This is a genomic window from Mycobacterium sp. P7213 (assembly GCF_900604305.1).
Lineage (GTDB): Bacteria > Actinomycetota > Actinomycetes > Mycobacteriales > Mycobacteriaceae > Mycobacterium.
This window is the reverse complement of the sequence record NZ_UWOA01000016.1, coordinates 60,873-78,541: the sequence shown is the minus strand read 5'-3', so window position 1 is coordinate 78,541 and position 17,669 is coordinate 60,873. Positions and strand designations below refer to the sequence as shown.

At 68.3% G+C, this 17,669-nt stretch carries 7 protein-coding genes; 2 read left to right on the top strand and 5 right to left on the bottom strand.

Annotated elements, in window-relative coordinates; all coding sequences use genetic code 11:
* The first annotated feature begins 40 nt into the window (after nucleotides 1–40).
* The gene (locus tag EJK91_RS08250; RefSeq protein WP_125078660.1) at nucleotides 41–3,313 is read left to right on the top strand and encodes an arabinosyltransferase domain-containing protein; all 3,273 of its coding nucleotides are present in this window, start codon (nucleotides 41–43) and stop codon (nucleotides 3,311–3,313) included.
* Nucleotides 3,310–6,474 carry an arabinosyltransferase domain-containing protein gene (locus tag EJK91_RS08245; RefSeq protein WP_125078659.1) on the top strand — a complete coding sequence of 1,055 codons (3,165 nt, stop codon included), beginning with the start codon at nucleotides 3,310–3,312 and terminating at the stop codon, nucleotides 6,472–6,474. The genes EJK91_RS08250 and EJK91_RS08245 overlap by 4 nt, the downstream gene beginning before the upstream one ends.
* Before the next feature lie 82 nt (nucleotides 6,475–6,556).
* On the opposite strand, the gene EJK91_RS08240 is transcribed toward EJK91_RS08245, so the two are convergent.
* The 5 genes from EJK91_RS08240 to pks13 form a co-directional block, all read right to left on the bottom strand.
* A complete protein-coding gene (locus tag EJK91_RS08240) occupies nucleotides 6,557–7,438 on the bottom strand; it encodes a type IV toxin-antitoxin system AbiEi family antitoxin domain-containing protein (RefSeq protein ID WP_024442543.1) in 882 nt (293 codons plus the stop codon).
* A gap of 39 nt (nucleotides 7,439–7,477) precedes the next feature.
* Entirely contained in the window at nucleotides 7,478–8,974 is a 1,497-nt protein-coding gene (locus EJK91_RS08235) for an MFS transporter (RefSeq protein WP_125078658.1), read from the bottom strand.
* A gap of 227 nt (nucleotides 8,975–9,201) precedes the next feature.
* A complete protein-coding gene (locus EJK91_RS08230; protein ID WP_241178651.1) occupies nucleotides 9,202–10,425 on the bottom strand; it encodes a PE-PPE domain-containing protein in 1,224 nt (407 codons plus the stop codon).
* Nucleotides 10,426–10,738: 313 nt separating this feature from the next.
* On the bottom strand, nucleotides 10,739–12,292 hold the full coding sequence (locus EJK91_RS08225; protein ID WP_125078656.1) for an acyl-CoA carboxylase subunit beta: 1,554 nt from the start codon (nucleotides 12,290–12,292) through the stop codon (nucleotides 10,739–10,741).
* Entirely contained in the window at nucleotides 12,289–17,646 is a 5,358-nt protein-coding gene (pks13, locus tag EJK91_RS08220; RefSeq protein WP_206430396.1) for a polyketide synthase Pks13, read from the bottom strand. Before pks13 ends, EJK91_RS08225 begins: the two co-directional genes overlap by 4 nt.
* Nucleotides 17,647–17,669 lie beyond the last annotated feature (23 nt).

Genomic DNA, 17,669 nt, shown 5'->3' with positions numbered 1-17,669 from the left:
TCCGCCGCGGCGTCGACGCGGTCGCCTAACATCGAGGCTCGTGTCCTCCACCTACGATCAGCCTAAGCAGCGCTATCGGATCGCCCGGCTGATCGCGGTGGTGGCCGGCGTCACCGGCGTGCTGCTGTGCGGCATCACGCCGCTGCTCCCGGTCAAACAGACCACCGCCACCATCGCCTGGCCCCAGGGTCTCAACGCCGACGGCCACGTCAGCGACGTCACCGCTCCGCTGGTGTCCGGTGCGCCCGGCAGCCTCAACATCACCATCCCCTGCTCGGCGATGGCCACCCTGGGCGCCAACGGCGGCCTGGTGCTGTCGACCGTGCCGGCGGGCGGCGTCGACGCCACCGCGCACGGCCTGTTCGTGCGGGCCAATAAGACCGCCGTGTTCGCCGCCTATCGCGACCAGGTGGCCGCGGCCGCTCCCCGCGCCAAAATCGCTGACTGCACCGAACTGCACCTGTGGGCCAACGCGGGCGAGGTCGGCGCGGATTTCGTCGGCATCCCCGGCGCGGCCGGCACCCTGCCCCCGGAGAACAAGCCGCAGATCGGCGGCGTCTTCACCGAACTGAAGATCGGCCCGCAGCCGGGCCTGAACGCCCGCATCGACGTCGACACCCGGTTCATCACCAACCCCACCACCCTCAAGGCTGCCGTGATGGCCCTGGGCGTGCTGGCGGTGCTGGCATCGATCCTGGCCCTGTCCGTCCTGGACCGGCGGCAATGCCACCGCACCCCGCGCAGCTGGCGGCACTGGTTCAAGGCCAACCCGATCACCTGGCTGGCCGACATCGGCGTCATCGGCACGCTGGCGCTGTGGCACGTCATCGGCGCCATCTCCAGCGACGACGGCTATAACCTCACGATGGCGCGCAACGTCGCGCACGCCGGCTACGTGGCCAACTACTACCGGTTCTTCGGCACCAGCGAGGCCCCGTTCGACTGGTATCCGGCCCTGCTGGGCCAGTTGAGCACGATCAGCACCGCCGGGGTGTGGATGCGCCTGCCCGCCACGCTGGCCGGGGTGGCCTGCTGGCTGATCATCAGCCGCCGCATCCTGCCCCGGCTGGGCCGGCTCTCCGGCAACCGGGTGGCGGTGTTCACCGCCGCGGCCATGTTCGCGGCGGCCTGGCTGCCGTTCAACAACGGCCTGCGCCCCGAACCGCTGATCGCGCTGGGCACCCTGGGAGTCTGGGTGCTGGTGGAACGCACCATCGCCACCCGACGGCTGGTGCCCACCGCGTGCGCGGTCCTGGTGGCGGTCTTCACCGCCACGCTGGCCCCGCACGGACTGATCGCACTGGCTCCCCTGCTCACCGGCTCCCGGGCCATCGGGGCGGTGATCCGCCAGCGCCGCGGCAGCGACGGCCTGCTGGCTCCACTGGCAGTGCTGGCCGCGGCCGGCTCGGTGATCGCCGTGGTGGTGTGCCGGTCCCAAACACTGGCCGCGGTCGCCGAATCGGCCCGGATCAAGTACGTGGTCGGCCCGACCATCGCCTGGTACCAGGAGTTCCTGCGGTACTACTTCCTGACCGTCGAAGAGAACGTCGACGCCTCGCTGACCCGTCGATTCGCCGTGCTGGTGCTGCTGTTCTGCATGTTCGCCATGCTGGTGGTGCTGTTGCGGCGCGGCCGGATCAACGGGGTGGCCAGCGGCCCGGCCTGGCGGCTTATCGGATCCACCGCGGTGGGCCTGCTGCTGCTGACGTTCACCCCCACCAAGTGGGCGGTGCAGTTCGGCGGCTTCGCCGGGCTGGCCGGGGCGCTGGCGGCGCTCACCGCGTTCACCTTCGCCCGGGTCGGGCTGCACAGCCGACGCAACATGACCCTGTATGTGACCGCGCTGCTGTTCCTGGTGGCCGTGGCGACCTCGGGGGTCAACGGCTGGTTCTACGTCGGCGGCTACGGGGTCCCGTGGTTCGACATTCCGCCGGTGATCGCCAGCCGCCCGGTGACCTCGATGTTCCTGGCCGCCTCGATCGCCACCGGCCTGCTGGCCGGCTGGCAGCACTTCCGGCTGGACTACGCCGGGCACACCGAGGTGACGCCCAACCGGCGCAACCGGATCCTGGCCTCCACTCCGCTGCTGATCGTGGCCAGCCTGATGGTGCTGCTGATGGTCGGCTCGATGGCCAAGGCCGCCGCCGGCCGCTACCCGGCCTACACCACCGCCCGGGCCAACGCCGACGCTCTCATCTCCGGCCTGTCCTCCTGCGCCATGGCCGACGACGTGCTGGCCGAGCCCGACGTCAATGCCGGACTGCTGCAACCGGTTCCGGGACAGACCTACGGCGAGCTCGGCCCGCTGGGTGGTTCGGACCCGTACGGCTTCGACCCCAACGCCGTCGACGACGACCTGACCTCGCTGGCCGTCATCGCCAAGCCCGGCGTGCCCAACGCCGATGCCTCCCCCAACAAGCCCAGCGCCAACCAGAGCGACGCCGCGGGTACGGCCGGCGGCAAGATCCCCGACGACGCCCCCGACGGGGTGAACGGCTCCCGGGTGGCGCTGCCGTTCGGGCTGGACCCAGCCGTCACCCCGGTGCTCGGCTCCTATCACGAGCAGGTCGCAGCGCACGCCACCTCGGTCTGGTACCGGCTGCCGGAGCAGTCGCCGGACCGGGCCCCGATCGTCGTGGTCACCGCCGCCGGCGCCATCTGGTCGCACGGCGAGGACGGCAAGCTCGACTACGGCCAGCCGCTGAAACTTCAGTGGGGTATCACCGCCGAAGACGGCACCGTGCAGGCCCAGGGAGAGGTGGAGCCGATCGACATCGGGCCGCAGAACTCCTGGCGCAACCTGCGTTTCCCGCTGGCGTGGGCGCCGCCGGGCACCGACACCGTTCGGATCGTCGCCAACGACCCGAACCTGTCCACCGAGCAGTGGATCGCCTTCACCCCGCCCCGGGTGCCGGTGGTCAAGACCATCAGCGAGTTGATGGGCTCGCAGACCCCGGTGCTGATGGACATCGCCGTCGCGGCGAACTTCCCGTGCCAACGGCCGTTCTCCGAGCACCTGGGCATCGCCGAGCTGCCGGAGTACCGGATCATGCCCGATCACAAGCAGACCGCGGCGTCGTCGAACCTGTGGCAGTCGGCCGAGGACGGCGGGCCGTTCATGATCACCCAAGCCATGCTCTGGACCACCACCGTCCCGACCTACCTGCGCAATGACTGGTATCGCGACTGGGGTGCGGTGGAGGCCTACCACCGTCTGATCCCCGCGAAGGACGCGCCGGACGCCGTCATCGAGCAGGGCACTGTCACTGTTACCGGCTGGAGCCGGCCCGGACCGATTCGAGCACTGCCATGACGCGCGAGGTGAAACTGACCCGCTGGGTGGCCGTCGTCGCCGGCCTGGTGGGCTTCCTGCTGTCGGTGGCCACCCCGCTGCTGCCGGTGGTGCAGACCACCGCCACGCTGAACTGGCCGCAGCACGGCGAGCTGAGCAGTGTGACCGCACCGCTGATCTCGCAGACCCCGATCTCGATGACGGTGAAGGCGCCGTGCGCGCTGGTGCGCGCACTGCCCGCTGAGGGCGGCACGCTGCTGGCCACCGCGCCGGCCAAGGGCAAGGACGCCGCGCTCAACGGGCTGTTGATCACCGTCACCGAGAAGCGGGTGGACGTCACCGACCGCAACGTGGTGCTGGCCACCGCGCCGCGGGCCAAGGTGGAAGGCCCCGGCTGCACCGATATCGAGGTCACCTCGTCGCACGCCGGAACCTTCGCCACCATCGGCGGGATCACCCAGCGCTACGGCTGGCCCGACCCGAACCTGCGCCCGCAGATCGTCGGGGTGTTCACCGATCTGGCCGGTCCCGCCCCGGCCGGGCTGTCGCTGACCGCCGACATCGACACCCGGTTCTCCACCAAGCCCACGGCGCTCAAGCGGGCCGCGATCTACGCCGCCATCCTGGCCACCGTGATCGCGGTGCTGGCGCTGTGGCGCCTGGACCGGCTCGACGGGCACCGGATGCACCGGTTGATCCCGAGCCGGTGGCGATTCTTCTCGCTGGCCGACGTGGCGGTGGTCTTCGGCTTCCTGCTCTGGTACGTGATCGGCGCGAACTCCTCCGACGACGGCTACATCCTGGGGATGGCCCGGGTGGCCGATCACGCCGGCTATATGAGCAACTACTTCCGGTGGTTCGGCAGCCCCGAAGACCCGTTCGGCTGGTACTACAACCTGCTGGCGCTGATGACGCACGTGTCCGACGCCAGCATCTGGATCCGGCTGCCGGACCTGATCGCCGGGCTGGTGTGCTGGCTGCTGCTGAGCCGCGAGGTGCTGCCCCGGTTCGGTCCCGCGGTGGCGGCCAGCAAGCCCGCGCTGTGGGCCGCCGGCCTGGTGCTGCTGGCGGCATGGATGCCGTTCAACAACGGCCTGCGCCCCGAGGGAATCATTGCCGTCGGCGCGCTGATCACCTGGGTGTTGGTGGAGCGGGCGATCATCTCCAGCCGGCTCACCCCGGCAGCGCTGGCGATCATCTGCGCGGCCTTCACCCTGGGCATCCAGCCCACCGGGCTGATCGCGGTGGCCGCGCTGCTGGCCGGCGGCCGTCCGCTGCTGCGGATCCTGGTGCGTCGTCACCGCATTCACGGCACCTGGCCGCTGGTGGCGCCGCTGCTGGCCGCCGGAGCGGTGATCCTGACCGTGGTGTTCTCCGACCAGACCATCCGAGCGGTGCTGGAAGCCACCAGGGTTCGCACCGCGATCGGCCCCAGCCAGGCCTGGTACACCGAGAACCTGCGCTACTACTACCTGATCCTGCCGACTGTCGACGGCTCGCTGTCGCGGCGGTTCGGTTTCCTGATCTGCGCGCTGTGCCTGTTCACCGCGATGTTCATCATGTTGCGGCGCAAGCGTGTTGCCGGTGTCGCCAGCGGCCCGGTGTGGCGGCTGATGGGCGTCATCCTGGCGACCATGTTCTCGCTGATGTTCGCGCCCACCAAGTGGGTTCACCACTTCGGCCTGTTCGCGGCGGTGGCCGGAGCCATGGCGGCGCTGACCACGGTGCTGGTATCGCGACAAGTGGTGCGCTGGTCGAGAAACCGGATGGCATTCGCGGCGGCGGTGCTGTTCATCCTGGCGTTGTGTTTCGCCACCACCAACGGCTGGTGGTACGTCTCCAGCTATGGGGTGCCGTTCAACGCCGACATGCCGCGTATCGGCGGGATCACCGTCAGCACAATCCTGTTCGCCATGTTCGCGGTCGCGGCCGGTTGGGCGGCCTGGCTGCACTTCGCCCCGCGTGATCGGGGCGAGGGCCGGCTGGCCCGCGCGTTGACCGCCGCGCCCATCCCGGTGGCGGCCGGCTTCATGGTGTGCGTGTTCGTCGCCTCGATGGTGGCCGGGATCATCCGCGAATACCCGACCTACTCCAACGGCCTGGCCAATGTGCGGGCGTTCGTGGGCGGCTGCGGGCTGGCCGACAACGTGCTGGTGGAGCCGGACCCCAACGACGGTTCGCTGACGCCGCTGCCCGGGGAGTACGGCGACCTCGGACCGTTGGGCGGTGTGGACCCGGTGGGCTTCACCGCCAGCGGGGTGCCGGAGAAGGTGGTCGCCGAGTCACTGCGGATGCCGATCACCCAGCCCGGCACCGACTACGACTGGGACGCCCCCAAAAAGCTGAAGACGGCCGGAATCAACGGCTCGACCGTGCCGCTGCCCTATGGTCTGGACCCGGCCCGGATTCCGCTGGCGGGCAGCTACAGCACCGACGGTCAACAGGAGTCCAAGCTGACCTCGGCCTGGTATGCGCTGCCCCCGGCCGACGCCGGTCACCCGCTGGTGGCGGTGACCGCCGCGGGCACCATCGCCGGCAACAGTGTGCTCAAGGGCTACACCACCGGCCAGGACGTGCAGCTGGAGTACGGGGTGCCGGGTCCCGACGGCGCCCCGGTGGCCGCCGGGCGGCTGGTGCCCTACGACCTGTTCGGCGAGTGGCCGCGGATGTGGCGCAACCTGCGCTACCCGCGGGCGCAGATCCCTGCCGACGCCGTGGCGGTACGCATTGTGGCCGTGGACAAGTCGCTGAACCCGCGGGACTGGATCGCGTTCACCCCGCCGCGGCTGCCCGAGGTCAAGACCATCCAGTCCTACATCGGCTCCGACAAGCCGGTGCTGCTGGACTGGGCGGTGGGCCTGGCCTTCCCGTGCCAGCACCCGATGCTGCACGCCAACGGTGTCACCGAGGTGCCGCAGTACCGGATCACCCCGGACTACAACGCCAAGAAGCAGGACACCGACACCTGGCAGGACGGGGTCAACGGCGGGCTGCTGGGTATCTCCGACATGCTGCTACGGGCACACGTGATGGCCACCTACCTCAATTACGACTGGGGCCGCGACTGGGGCTCGCTGCGTCAGTTCGAGGTGATCACGCCGGCCACGCCCGCGGAGTTGGAGCTGGGCAGCGCGACGCGTTCGGGCTGGTGGTCACCGGGCCAGATCCGGATCAAGGCCTAGTTTTTATCCGCGAGCGTGCAGAGTTGTCCGGCATTTCCCCAGGTGAGGGTGGACAACTCTGCACGCTCACAAAGAGTAGGGGTCAGGCCACCCGGTCCAGCTGAAACCTGATCCGTCGCAGCAACTCGTAGGGCCGGTGCCGCACATCGTCGACGATCACAGCCAACACCACCCAGCCCGCCTCCTGCAGTGCAGCCCGTCTGACCCGGTCGTAACGCAACGCACCCACTCCGCTGTGCCACTCCAGACCGTCGTATTCGACCGCGACCCGATACGCTGGCCAGGCGAAATCCACTCGCCAGGTCCGGAAATTGCGGTCGACGATCTCGTACTGAAGCTCCGGCGCGGGTAGGCCGCCGTCGATCATCACCAGCCGCGTCTCGCTCTCCATCGGTGACTCGGCGCGCGGGTCGGCCAGCGGCAGGAGGTCACGCACCTTGACGATCTCGCGCCGGCCGGCCTGGCGCTCCGCGGCCGCCCACAGCTCCCGTTCAGTGCAGGTGCCACTGCGCAGCGCGGCGTCAAGGGTGGCCAGCGCACGCGGTCGCCACAGGCTGCGAGCCGTCTCGATCGCAGTCCAGGCCGGGGCGGTGGCGAGCCTCCCGTCGACCTCCACCAGCGGGGCGCCCTCCCGGCGGTGCACCACCAGGCCGTCGACCGGCCGGAGCTGTCTGCCTTCAGGATTCAGCACATGCAGCTCCTGGGGGCATTCCACGTCGAAGCCGTGGGTGGCGGCTGCGGTGGCCAGACAGGTCGCGACTCGACTTCCGGTCAGCAGGTCCAGGCCGCGCAGCCGCAACCCGGCGTCGGGTTCTCCGGCACCGTAGATTCCGTGCCAAAGTTGTTGCAGCTGTCCGTGTTTGACTGCGTCACGAAGCGCGCGCCGACTCAGATGGTTGAGGGCCTGGCCGCAGGTGACGACGCCGCCCTGGTGTGCCAACAGCTCGCGGAGGTCTGGGTTCATGGGCGCCTATCGTCGGCGCCGGTACCCCATCCCGCCCAGTCACCCTGCCGCGGCGCTGTGGATAATCCCTGCTCCTTCGCCCACCGTGCAGATTTGTCCGCCCCGACCTGGGGAAACACCGGACGGTTGTGCACGCTCGCGGGAGAGGGACGCCAAGTCCCGCAGCTCGCGCTCGAGTTCACCCTGCACACCGGGGATGCCGGTGCCGCGCAGGGAGCACCCGAGGGTCTCCGGCAGGAACCGCAGGGCGACCAACCCGAGCACCGCGGCGGCCACCAGATATGCCGCCGGAAAGAGCTGCCATCCGGTGTGCTCGATGACCGAGTCGGCCAGCACCGGTGCGGTGCCGCCGAAGACCGCGACCGCCGCGTTGTCGGCGATCGCGAAGCCCGCATAGCGGACCTGGGTGGGGAACATCGCCGGGAACGTCGCCGCCACGGTTGCCAGCGGCGCCGCGAACAGCACACTGAGCACGGTGAATCCGGCCAGCGCGCAGGCGAATCCCTGGCCCATCAGCCAGTACATCGGCAGCGCCAACACGATGAACCCGACCAGCGAGCCGCGCCACAGCGGTTTTCGACCGATCCGGTCCGACCAGGCTCCCGCGAACGGGATGCAGGCCATCATGGCCAGTTCCCCGACCAGCACCACCGCGGTCCTGCTGCGCTCGTCGAGGCCGGCGGTGGCGTGCAGATAGGTCGGCTGGTAGGTCACCAGGGTGTAGTCGATGATGTTCAGCGCGACCAGCAGGGCGAACGTCACCAGGATCGGTCGGGTGTAGTTGGTCAGCAGGTCGACCAGTCGGTCCCAAGCCGATCCCTTGATCGCATCGCAGGCGACGCATTCGGCGAACACCGGCGTCTCGGGCATCCGACTGCGCAGCACCAACCCCAGCACGCCCAATGGCAGGGCCAGCAGGAACGGAACACGCCAACCCCAGGCGGCCATCTGGTCGTGGCTGAGCATCGCCTCCAGCGCCAACACGACGGCACTGCCCAGGACAAAGCCGCCGACAGCGCCGAACTCCAGGAAACTGCCGTAGGTTCCGCGTTTGTGATCGGGCGCGCTCTCGGCCATGAACGTCGCCGCACCGCCGTATTCGCCACCGGTGGAGAATCCCTGCACCACCCGCAGGGCGATCAACAGCCCTGGCGCCCACCACCCCGCCGTGGCGTAGGTGGGCAACACGCCGATCAATGTCGTCGCCACCGCGATCAGCAGGATGGTCGCGACCAGGACCGACTTGCGCCCGAACCGGTCTCCGATCGGGCCCCAGATCATGCCGCCCAGCGGCCGAAGCACGAAGGAGACCGCGAAGCCGAGCATGGTCCCGAGGTTGCCCAGCGTGTCCGGAAAGAACGCCTCGGTCAGATAGGTTGCCACCACGGCATATACGCCGTAGTCATACCATTCGGTCGCGTTGCCGATAGCTGATGCTGCAATCGCCTTGCGCAGCAGCCGTTTACGTTCATCTGACACGCTTCGCGGGTGCCGCGCCTGCGACGCCGACGGCCTCGCCGGCAGCAGCAGACTCATCGAGCCTCGCCGCTAGGGCATACGCTTACAGCGCGCACGGCGTCCCCCTCGTCACGCCCCCGACGATTCACACGGCGATCCGGTCAGCCGGAATCACCTTCCAGCCCCGCAGAATTGGAACATCGGCGGCTAGCCCATCGTGGGATCGCCTGGGGTAAACGATAAATGGTTTGCGACAGATGTGACTGGTGTTGCTGAAGCGTTACGCAACACTTATCCGTCCGAGACTAGGAGGCGGCTTCCCAGTAAGCAGGATCGAAGTATTGACCAACCAACGACTCCCACATCATGTTGGTCAGGCCGTTGAGCATCTCGTCCACCGTCGGGTCCTCGCCTGTTGCAGCGCCCACGCCGACCATCGCTGCGAGCAATCCGTCCAGTGCGGGGTTGTCGAGCATATCCACCTGCACGTAGGTCTGGGGGTCGAAGATATCGGTGACGAAGGCGCCCACGCCGGTCATCGCCGCCGCAAACAGCGCGTTGCTCACCTCGTTCCAGTCGAGGTCGGGCATGACGTCCGTCGCCATCGTCGGGACATCCGCGGGGCCGTCGTTCCATCCATGATCGATGCTGCCGTAACCGAGGTTCACCAGGATCCGCATGACCGGCTCCAGCAGGTCATAGATCGGCTTTCCGGTAATCGGGACGAACAGCAGCGGGTACAGCAGCGGAAGGTACTCGCTGGGGATCACATACGAGTTGATCATGCTGTCCGGGCTGGACTCCAGCAGGACGGCGTCCGCGATCTGTTCGGGCGTCAAGCCCAGGTACGCAATGTGCTGGATGGCCATACCCATGACCGCGTTCAGGCTCGACAGCGGGTTCATGAAATACCTTGGGAAGTCCGCGTAGCCGTCGTACTCCAAGGTGTAGATGTCGGTGCGGTACAGATCGTTCGGGGTCGCGTTACCGAGCGTCACGCCCTCTTTCGCCATGCTCTCGGCGATGCCCGGATAATCCGCGAAGCCGACGAGCAAGCCACCGTTCGGATTCGCCGAATCACCGATCAGCACGAAGCGCACCGCCGAACTCGGCACGCCGGCCTCGTCGAGCTGCTGCATCGTCAGACTCGTGAGGGCGGCGCTCTGCGAGTAACCGAAGACCGTCACCGGGCTGTCCTCGCCCGCCTTGCCTTCGTCGATCAGGGTCAACACTCTGTCGGTCAGTATTTTCGCGCCCTTGGTCATGGACTCGTCCAGCAGGTAGGCCTCCTGCGGAGTGGTCAGCACCTCAAGTCGGCCATCGAACCCGTTCGGCTGCAGAAAGAGCGAGGAGACCGTCTCGGCGAACTGCTGGCTCGGCGTCGGCATCATGCTGGGGCCCATGATCAGCGCAACGCCTGAGTTGGCGAGGGAGCCGGCGTCGGCGGCCGACAGCAGGACCCCGGCGTGGTCGGGAGCCGACGTCGACGGCGCGAACTGGGGGGCGCCGACGATACCGCCGAGCAGCACGGCGGCGGCTAATGCAGCTCGCAGGCCGGGCTCGCGGTGACTGATCCGTGCCGCGACTGCATCAAACATCCAGGGTTCCTCGCCACATTCTCGAGGCCGCCACATCAGTGGGGCGTTGTTGAACGTGGATGATTTCAATCACACTCTGTTATGTCAAATTTAGGTTTACTAATCGGGAAACGCGCCCTTACCAGGAAAAGTTGGCACGCATCCTGAGAGCGCAGGCCACCTATTGTTCCCACAACCTGAGTCGCAACTGAGTGGGTTAAGGGTAGGGACCCGCGCGCCTACGACAGAGTGCGGAGGGTGTGGCCTAGATCGGCAGCAGGCCATGCTTGCGCTGCACCTTGGGGAAGTTCTGCTTGTCCCGCAGCAGACGCAGCGATTTGCGCAGCAGCAGCCGAGTCTCGTGCGGCTGGATCACCGCGTCGATGTAGCCGCGCTCGGCCGCGGTCCACGGAATCGCCATGTTCTCGTTGTAGCCCGCGATGAAGTCCGCCTTGATCTTCTGCACCTCGGGCGCGGTCGGATCCGGGAAGCGCTTCACCAGCAGCTGGGCCGCGCCGTCGGCCCCGATCACCGCGATGCGGGCCGTGGGCCAGGCAAAATTCAGATCCGCGGACAGCTGCTTGGAGCCCATCACCGCGTAGCCACCGCCGTAGGCCTTGCGGATGATCACCGTCACCTTCGGCACGTCGGCCTCGACGATCGCGTTGAAAAACCGGCCGCCCCGCTTGATGATCCCGTTCTTCTCCTCCGAGACCCCGGGCATGGCGCCGGGGGTGTCGACGACGAAAACCAGTGGGAGGTTGTAAGAGTCGCAGAAGCGGATGAAACTGGCCGCCTTGTCGGAGGCCTCGGTGTCGACCGCCCCGGACATGAACATCGGCTGGTTGGCGATCACCCCGACCGGGTGCCCGTCGACCCGGGCGAACGCGGTGATCATCGCCTGTCCACGCTGTTCGGCGATCTCGAAGACGTCACCGTCGTCGAAGATCCGCAGCAGGATCTCGTGCATGTCGTAGGCGACGTTGTCCGCGTCCGGAACGATCGAATCCAGCTCCAGGTCGTGCGGGGTGATCTCCGGCTCCAGACCGGGGTTGACGATCGGCGCGTCGTCGAAATGGTTGGCCGGCAGGAACGACAGGTAGTCACGCACGTAGGCGAACGCCGCCGCCTCGTCGTCGACCACCTTGTGGATGTTGCCGCGCTGCGCCTGCACGTCGGCGCCGCCGAGCTCGTCGAAGCTGACGTCCTCGCCGGTGACGTCCTTGATCACATCCGGTCCGGTGATGAACATGTAGCCCTGGTCGCGCACAGCCACCAACAGGTCGGTCTGGATCGGCGAATACACCGCTCCCCCAGCGCATTTGCCCAGGATGATGGAGATCTCCGGCACCAGACCGCGCAGCATCTCGTGGCGCCGGCCCAGCTCGGCGTACCAGGCCAGCGACGTCACCGCGTCCTGGATTCGCGCGCCCGCGGAGTCGTTGATGCCGATGATCGGGCAGCCGACCATGGCCACCCATTCCATCAGCTTGGCCACCTTGCGGCCGAACATCTCGCCGACCGAGCCCTGGAACACGGTCTGGTCGTGACTGAACACACCGACCGGCCGGCCGTTGATCCGGCCGTGGCCGGTGACCACGCCGTCGCCGTAGAGCGCGTTGGGGTCGCCGGGGGTCTTGCACAGCGCACCGATCTCCAAGAAGCTGCCCGGGTCCAGCAGCGCATGGATGCGCTCGCGGGCGCTCGGGATGCCCTTCTTGGCACGCTTGGCGACGGCCGCCTCACCGGCGGGTTCCTTGGCCAGCTCCAGTTTTTCGCGCAGTTCGGCCAGCAGTTCGGCGGTGGTCTTGTTACTCACTGCTCTCCCTGGATCCGGTTGATCGCCGCACTCATGTGGGCGCCCACCTTGGCAATGTACGGCTCGTCGATCACCTGAACATGCTCGCCCCCGATCGGAACGATTTCCAGGTCCTTGACGTATTCGCCCCAGCCGCCGTCGGGCTTGCGGGTCGCGTAGGCGGGCTCGAACACGATGGCGTCATCGTGGTAGCGGTCCGCCATGTACAGCGCGACATAGCCGTCGTAGGGCTGGTATTCGGCGGTGTCCAGTGCCCGGTTGTCCAAGTAGGACGTGCGCTGGTGCTCGATGATCCCGCCGGGGATCTGCACCCCACTCTGGGCCACCACATCCATCACGAAACGGACCTGACCCTCGTCGTCGAGCTTCTCCAGCTCCTCGTAAGGGATCTCGGGAACCTCGACGTTGAAGGTGCGCTCGGCGAACCGCGCGTAGCGGTCCCAGCGGGCGCGCATGCCTTCCTTGCTCTGGTCGATCGGCTCGCCGGGCATCACCGCGTCGATCAGCCCGACGTAGCGCACGTCGGCACCGGACTGCTTCAGCCCGATCGCACACGCGTAGGCCATCGCCCCGCCCAGCGACCAGCCGGCCAGCAGGAACGGCCCATCGTGCAGCTCCAGCAGCTTGGGCACGTACTCGGCGGCACGCTCCTCGATGGAGCCCTCCACCCGCTCGATGCCATAGACCGGGGTGTCGGCGGGCAGGCGCTTCATCAGCGGCTCGTAGACCACCGTCGACCCACCGGCCGGGTGGAACACGAACAGCGGAACCTTGTTCGAGCCTTCGGGCTTGGCGCGCAGCGTGCGGACGAAACCGTCCACCACGCCGTCTTCCAGCTGATCGCGGACGATCGTCGCCAGGGCCTCAATGGTGGTCGCCGACTTCACATCGTCGGTCGAGATGACGCCCTCGGCGCGCTCGGACAGCCGCTCGGCCATCTTGGTCGCGGTGTCGTCATCGAGCGTCGGCAGTTCGTTGAAGATGCCGCCCGGCGACTTCCCGGTGACGATCGCCCAGGTGGCGAACGTGACCCGCTCGGCGGCGTCACGCGGTGGCACGTCGGCGCCCAACGCCTCGGTCACCGCCTCCTGGGTGAGCACCTTGGCAGCCGCTGCGGCGGCGGTCTTGGTGCTGACTCCACTCGAATTCGCGCCCGGGCCTTCGGGATTGGTGGGCGGGGGCGGAATCGGTGCGCCAGCCGGTCCGGCCGGATTGGTCGGCGGCGGGGGGATCGGGAGGTCCGAAGCGGGCGGCTCCGCCGGTGCCGCTTGCGTTTCCGGTTCGGCCTGCGGGTCCGGAGCCTCAGCGGTGACCGTCGTCGTGTTGGCGCCCGAGATCAACGCGGCCTGCTCGGCGGCGATCTCCTCGGGCGTCTGGGTCTTCTGGTGTTCGTGCAGCGCCTCGACCTCGTCGCGGTGCTCGACCGCGTAGCGGATCATCTCCTCGACGTTGTAGAGGTTCGCGTCGCGGACCGCGGTGAGCTGGATCGGCGGCAGGTCGAAGTCGTATTCGACCCGGTTCTTGATCCGCACCGCCATCAGCGAATCCAGACCCAGCTCGATCAGCGGCACCTCCCACGGCAGGTCCTCGGGTTCGTAGCCCATGGCACCGCCGACGATCGTGCCCAACCGGTCTGCGATGGTCTCGCCGGATTCCGGCGACCACTTGGCGAAGTTCGCCGCCAGGCCCGCCCCTGCGGTGAGGTTGTCGTGCAGGATTGCGGCGTCGTCGACGGCTTCCTCAACGGCCGCAACGGAAGTGGTCGCGGACTCGGCCACCGCGGTGCCCGCACCGACGGCGACCGGCAACACCCCGGCGGCCCCGCCACGCGACACCAGTGCGTCGTAGACCAGCGTGAACGATTCGCCGATGCGCGCGTGCACCTGCACGGCCGCGCCGCCCGGGTGCCGAGTCAGCGTCGTCACCAGGCGAGAACCCTCACCGGGCACCGCCCGCTGTTCGGAGGCCACCAGAGTCGAGTCCGGAATAACCGTTGCGGCAGCGGCTTTGACCAGGGCGGCCAAGTCGGTCTCGCCGCGACCGGCGTACTCGAAGACGTGCCGACCGTCCGGGGTCGCGACGTGCGAGCCGGGCATGACACCGGTGGCGTCGCCGGAGAAGCGGGCGTCAAGCCAGTGCGGCTTGCGCCTGAAGTGCGTCGGCGGGATGTTGGCGAACTCCGCCGGGCTGACCGGACCTTGCACCTCGCGCGGGAAAAGGGTGCGGAAGTCGAGGTCGTGGCCGAAGACGTAGAGCTGGGCCATCGCCATGGTCATGGCGTCCACGTCGTCGGTCTTGCGTGCCAACGTCGCGATCAATTGGGCATCGTGCAGCCCCGCGCTGGCCGTCGTCAGACCCACCTGCATGAGCGCGACCGGGTTCGGAGCCAGCTCCAGGAAGGTGGTGTAGCCGTTGTCGACGGCATTGCGGACCCCGTGGGTGAAGTAGACGCTGTGGCGCATCCCCTTCTTCCAGTAGTCCACATCGTGGATCGGCTCGCCGCCGGGCTTGACGTAGCTGCCCTCGTGGACGGTGGAGAAGATGCCGATCTTCGGGGTGTGCGGCTCGATGCCCTGCAACTCCGCGGAGAACTCGCCCAGCAGCGGGTCCATCTGCGAGGTGTGGCCGGCGCCCTTGGTCTGCAGCTTGCGGGCGAAGCGGCCCTCGGACTCGGCGCGCGCGACGATCTCGTCGATCTGCTCGGGCGGGCCGCCGATCACGGTCTGGGTGGGGGCGGCGTAGACGCACACCTCCAGGCCGGGGAAGTCGGCGAACACCGTGTTGAGTTCCTCGGCGGAGTATTCGACCAGCGCCATGAACCGGATGTACTCGCCGAACAGCATCGCCTCGCCCTCACCCATCAGGTGGGCGCGCGAGCAGATCACCCGGGTGGCGTCGGCCAGCGACAGACCACCGGAGAAGTACGCCGATGCCGGCTCGCCCAGTGACTGGCCGATGACGGCGGTCGGGCGGGCGCCGTGGTGCTTGAGCACCTCGCCGAGCGCGATCTGGATGGCGAAGATGGCGATGTTGGACGTCTCGATGCCGTAGTCGTGCGAGTCGTCGAGGATCAGCTCCAGCACCGAGTAGCCGCGCTCGTCCTGGACGTGGGCGTCGACCTTCTCGATCCACTCGGCGAAGATCGGGTCGCGCAGGTAGAGGTTCTTGCCCATCTTGCGGTGCTGCGCGCCGAAGCCGGCCATCACCCAGACCGGCCCGTTGGTGACCGGGCCGTCGGCGGAGTAGACGTTCGGCTTCTGCTTGCCCTCGGCCACCGCCCGCAGGCCGGCGATGGCCTCGTCGTGGTCGTGGGCCAGCACCACGGCGCGCGAACGGCCGTGGTTGCGCCGCGACAGCGACCGGCCGATCGACGTCAGCGGGGTGGCGCGGCCCTCTTCGCTGTCGATCCAGTCGGCCAGCTCGGCCGCGGCAGCCTTCTTGCGGGAGGTCAGAAACGCCGAGATCGCCAGGGGGATCAGCGGTTGCACGGGCTCTTGCGCCGCCAGCTCGGCCAGCGCCTCGTCGCGCAGCCGTAACGCCTCATCGGTCAGGCCGGGCAACTCATACTCCGGCTCGTCGCCGTAGCCGTGCGCGCTGTCGGGCTGAATGAACTCGCCGTACTCGTCGAAGCGCGGGGCTTCGTACTCGATCTCGGGTTCCGAAGCCTCCTGGGCGACGGGCGCTTCGGTCTCGTCCTTTTCCGGGGCTTCCTTTTCCACCACGTCGCGGGGCAGCACCTCACGCACCACCAGGTGCGCGTTGGCGCCACCGAAGCCGAATCCGGACACCCCGGCCACCGCATAGCCGCCGTAGCGCGGCCAGTCGGTGGCGGTGTCGGCGACCTTCAGGTGCGTGCCGGCGAAGTCGATGTAGGGGTTGGGCCCGGCATAGTTGATCGACGGGGGGATCTTGTCGTGCTGCATGGCGAGCACGATCTTGGCCAGGCTGGCCGCGCCGGCGGCCGACTCCAGGTGTCCCACATTGGATTTCACCGCGCCCAGCAGCGCGGGCTTGTCCGCGGCGCGGCCACGGCCGACCACCCGGCCCAGCGCCTCGGCTTCGATCGGGTCACCCAAGATGGTGCCGGTGCCGTGCGCCTCGATGTAGTCCACGGTGCGCGGGTCGATGCCGGCGTTCTTGTAGGCCTTGCGCAGCACGGCGGCCTGCGCGTCCGGGTTGGGCGCCAGCAGGCCGTTGGACCGGCCGTCGTGGTTGACCGCGGAGCCGGCGATCACCGCGAGGATCTGGTCACCGTCGCGACGCGCGTCGTCCACCCGCTTGAGCACCAGCACGCCGCCGCCCTCGGCACGGGAGTAGCCGTCGGCGTCGGCCGAGAACGACTTGATCCGGCCATCGGGCGACAGCACCCCGCCGACCTCGTCGAAACCGACCGTCACCAACGGGGTGACCAACGCGTTCACGCCGCCGACCAGCGCCACGTCGGCTTCGCCGTTGCGCAGCGCCTGCACACCGGCGTGCGCGGCGACCAACGACGACGAGCAGGCGGTGTCGACGGTGACCGACGGGCCACGGAAGTCATAGAAGTAGCTCACCCGGTTGGCGATGATCGAGCTCGAGTTACCGGTGATGGCATACGGGTGGGTGATGCTCGGATCCGACAACGCCAGGTTCTGGTAGTCGCCGTTGGTCGAACCCATGTAGACCGCGACCGCTTCGCCGCGCAGGCTCGAGGCCGGGATGCGGGCGTGCTCCAGCGCCTCCCAGGTCAGCTCGAGCGCCATCCGCTGCTGCGGGTCGACGTTGTCGGCTTCCATCTTCGACAGCGCGAAGAACTCGGCGTCGAAGCCCTTGATGTCCGACAGGTAGCCACCGCGGGTGCGCGCCTTCTTGACGCGTTCGGCAACCCGGGGCTCCTCCATGAACTCCGACCAGCGCCCTTCGGGCAGGTCGGTGATGGCGTCGAATCCCGCCAGCAGCTTCTCCCAGGTCTCCTCGGGAGAGTTCATGTCGCCCGGGAAGCGGGTGGCCAGGCCGACGACCGCGATGTCGGCGACGTCGGCGTCCCGCGACCAGTCCTCGGAATCGTCGGCCCCGCTTTCCAGCACCGGCTCGCCCTCGACGATCACCGTGGCCAGCGCCTCGATCGTCGGGTGCCGGAACGCCACCGTCGCCGACAGCGTCACGCCGGTGAAGTCCTCGATGTCGGACGCCATCGCCACCGCGTCACGCGAGGACAGGCCCAGTTCGATCAGCGGGGCGGTCTCGTTGATCTTGTCCGGCGACTGGCTGGTGGCCTTGGCCACCCAGTCGCGTAGCCAGGTCCGCATCTCGGCGACGGTCAGGTCGGTGCGGCTGGTGCCGCGCAGGGTTGCGTCGTCGCCGTCGCCGGTCATCTGCGGAGCCTCGCTCATCTGGG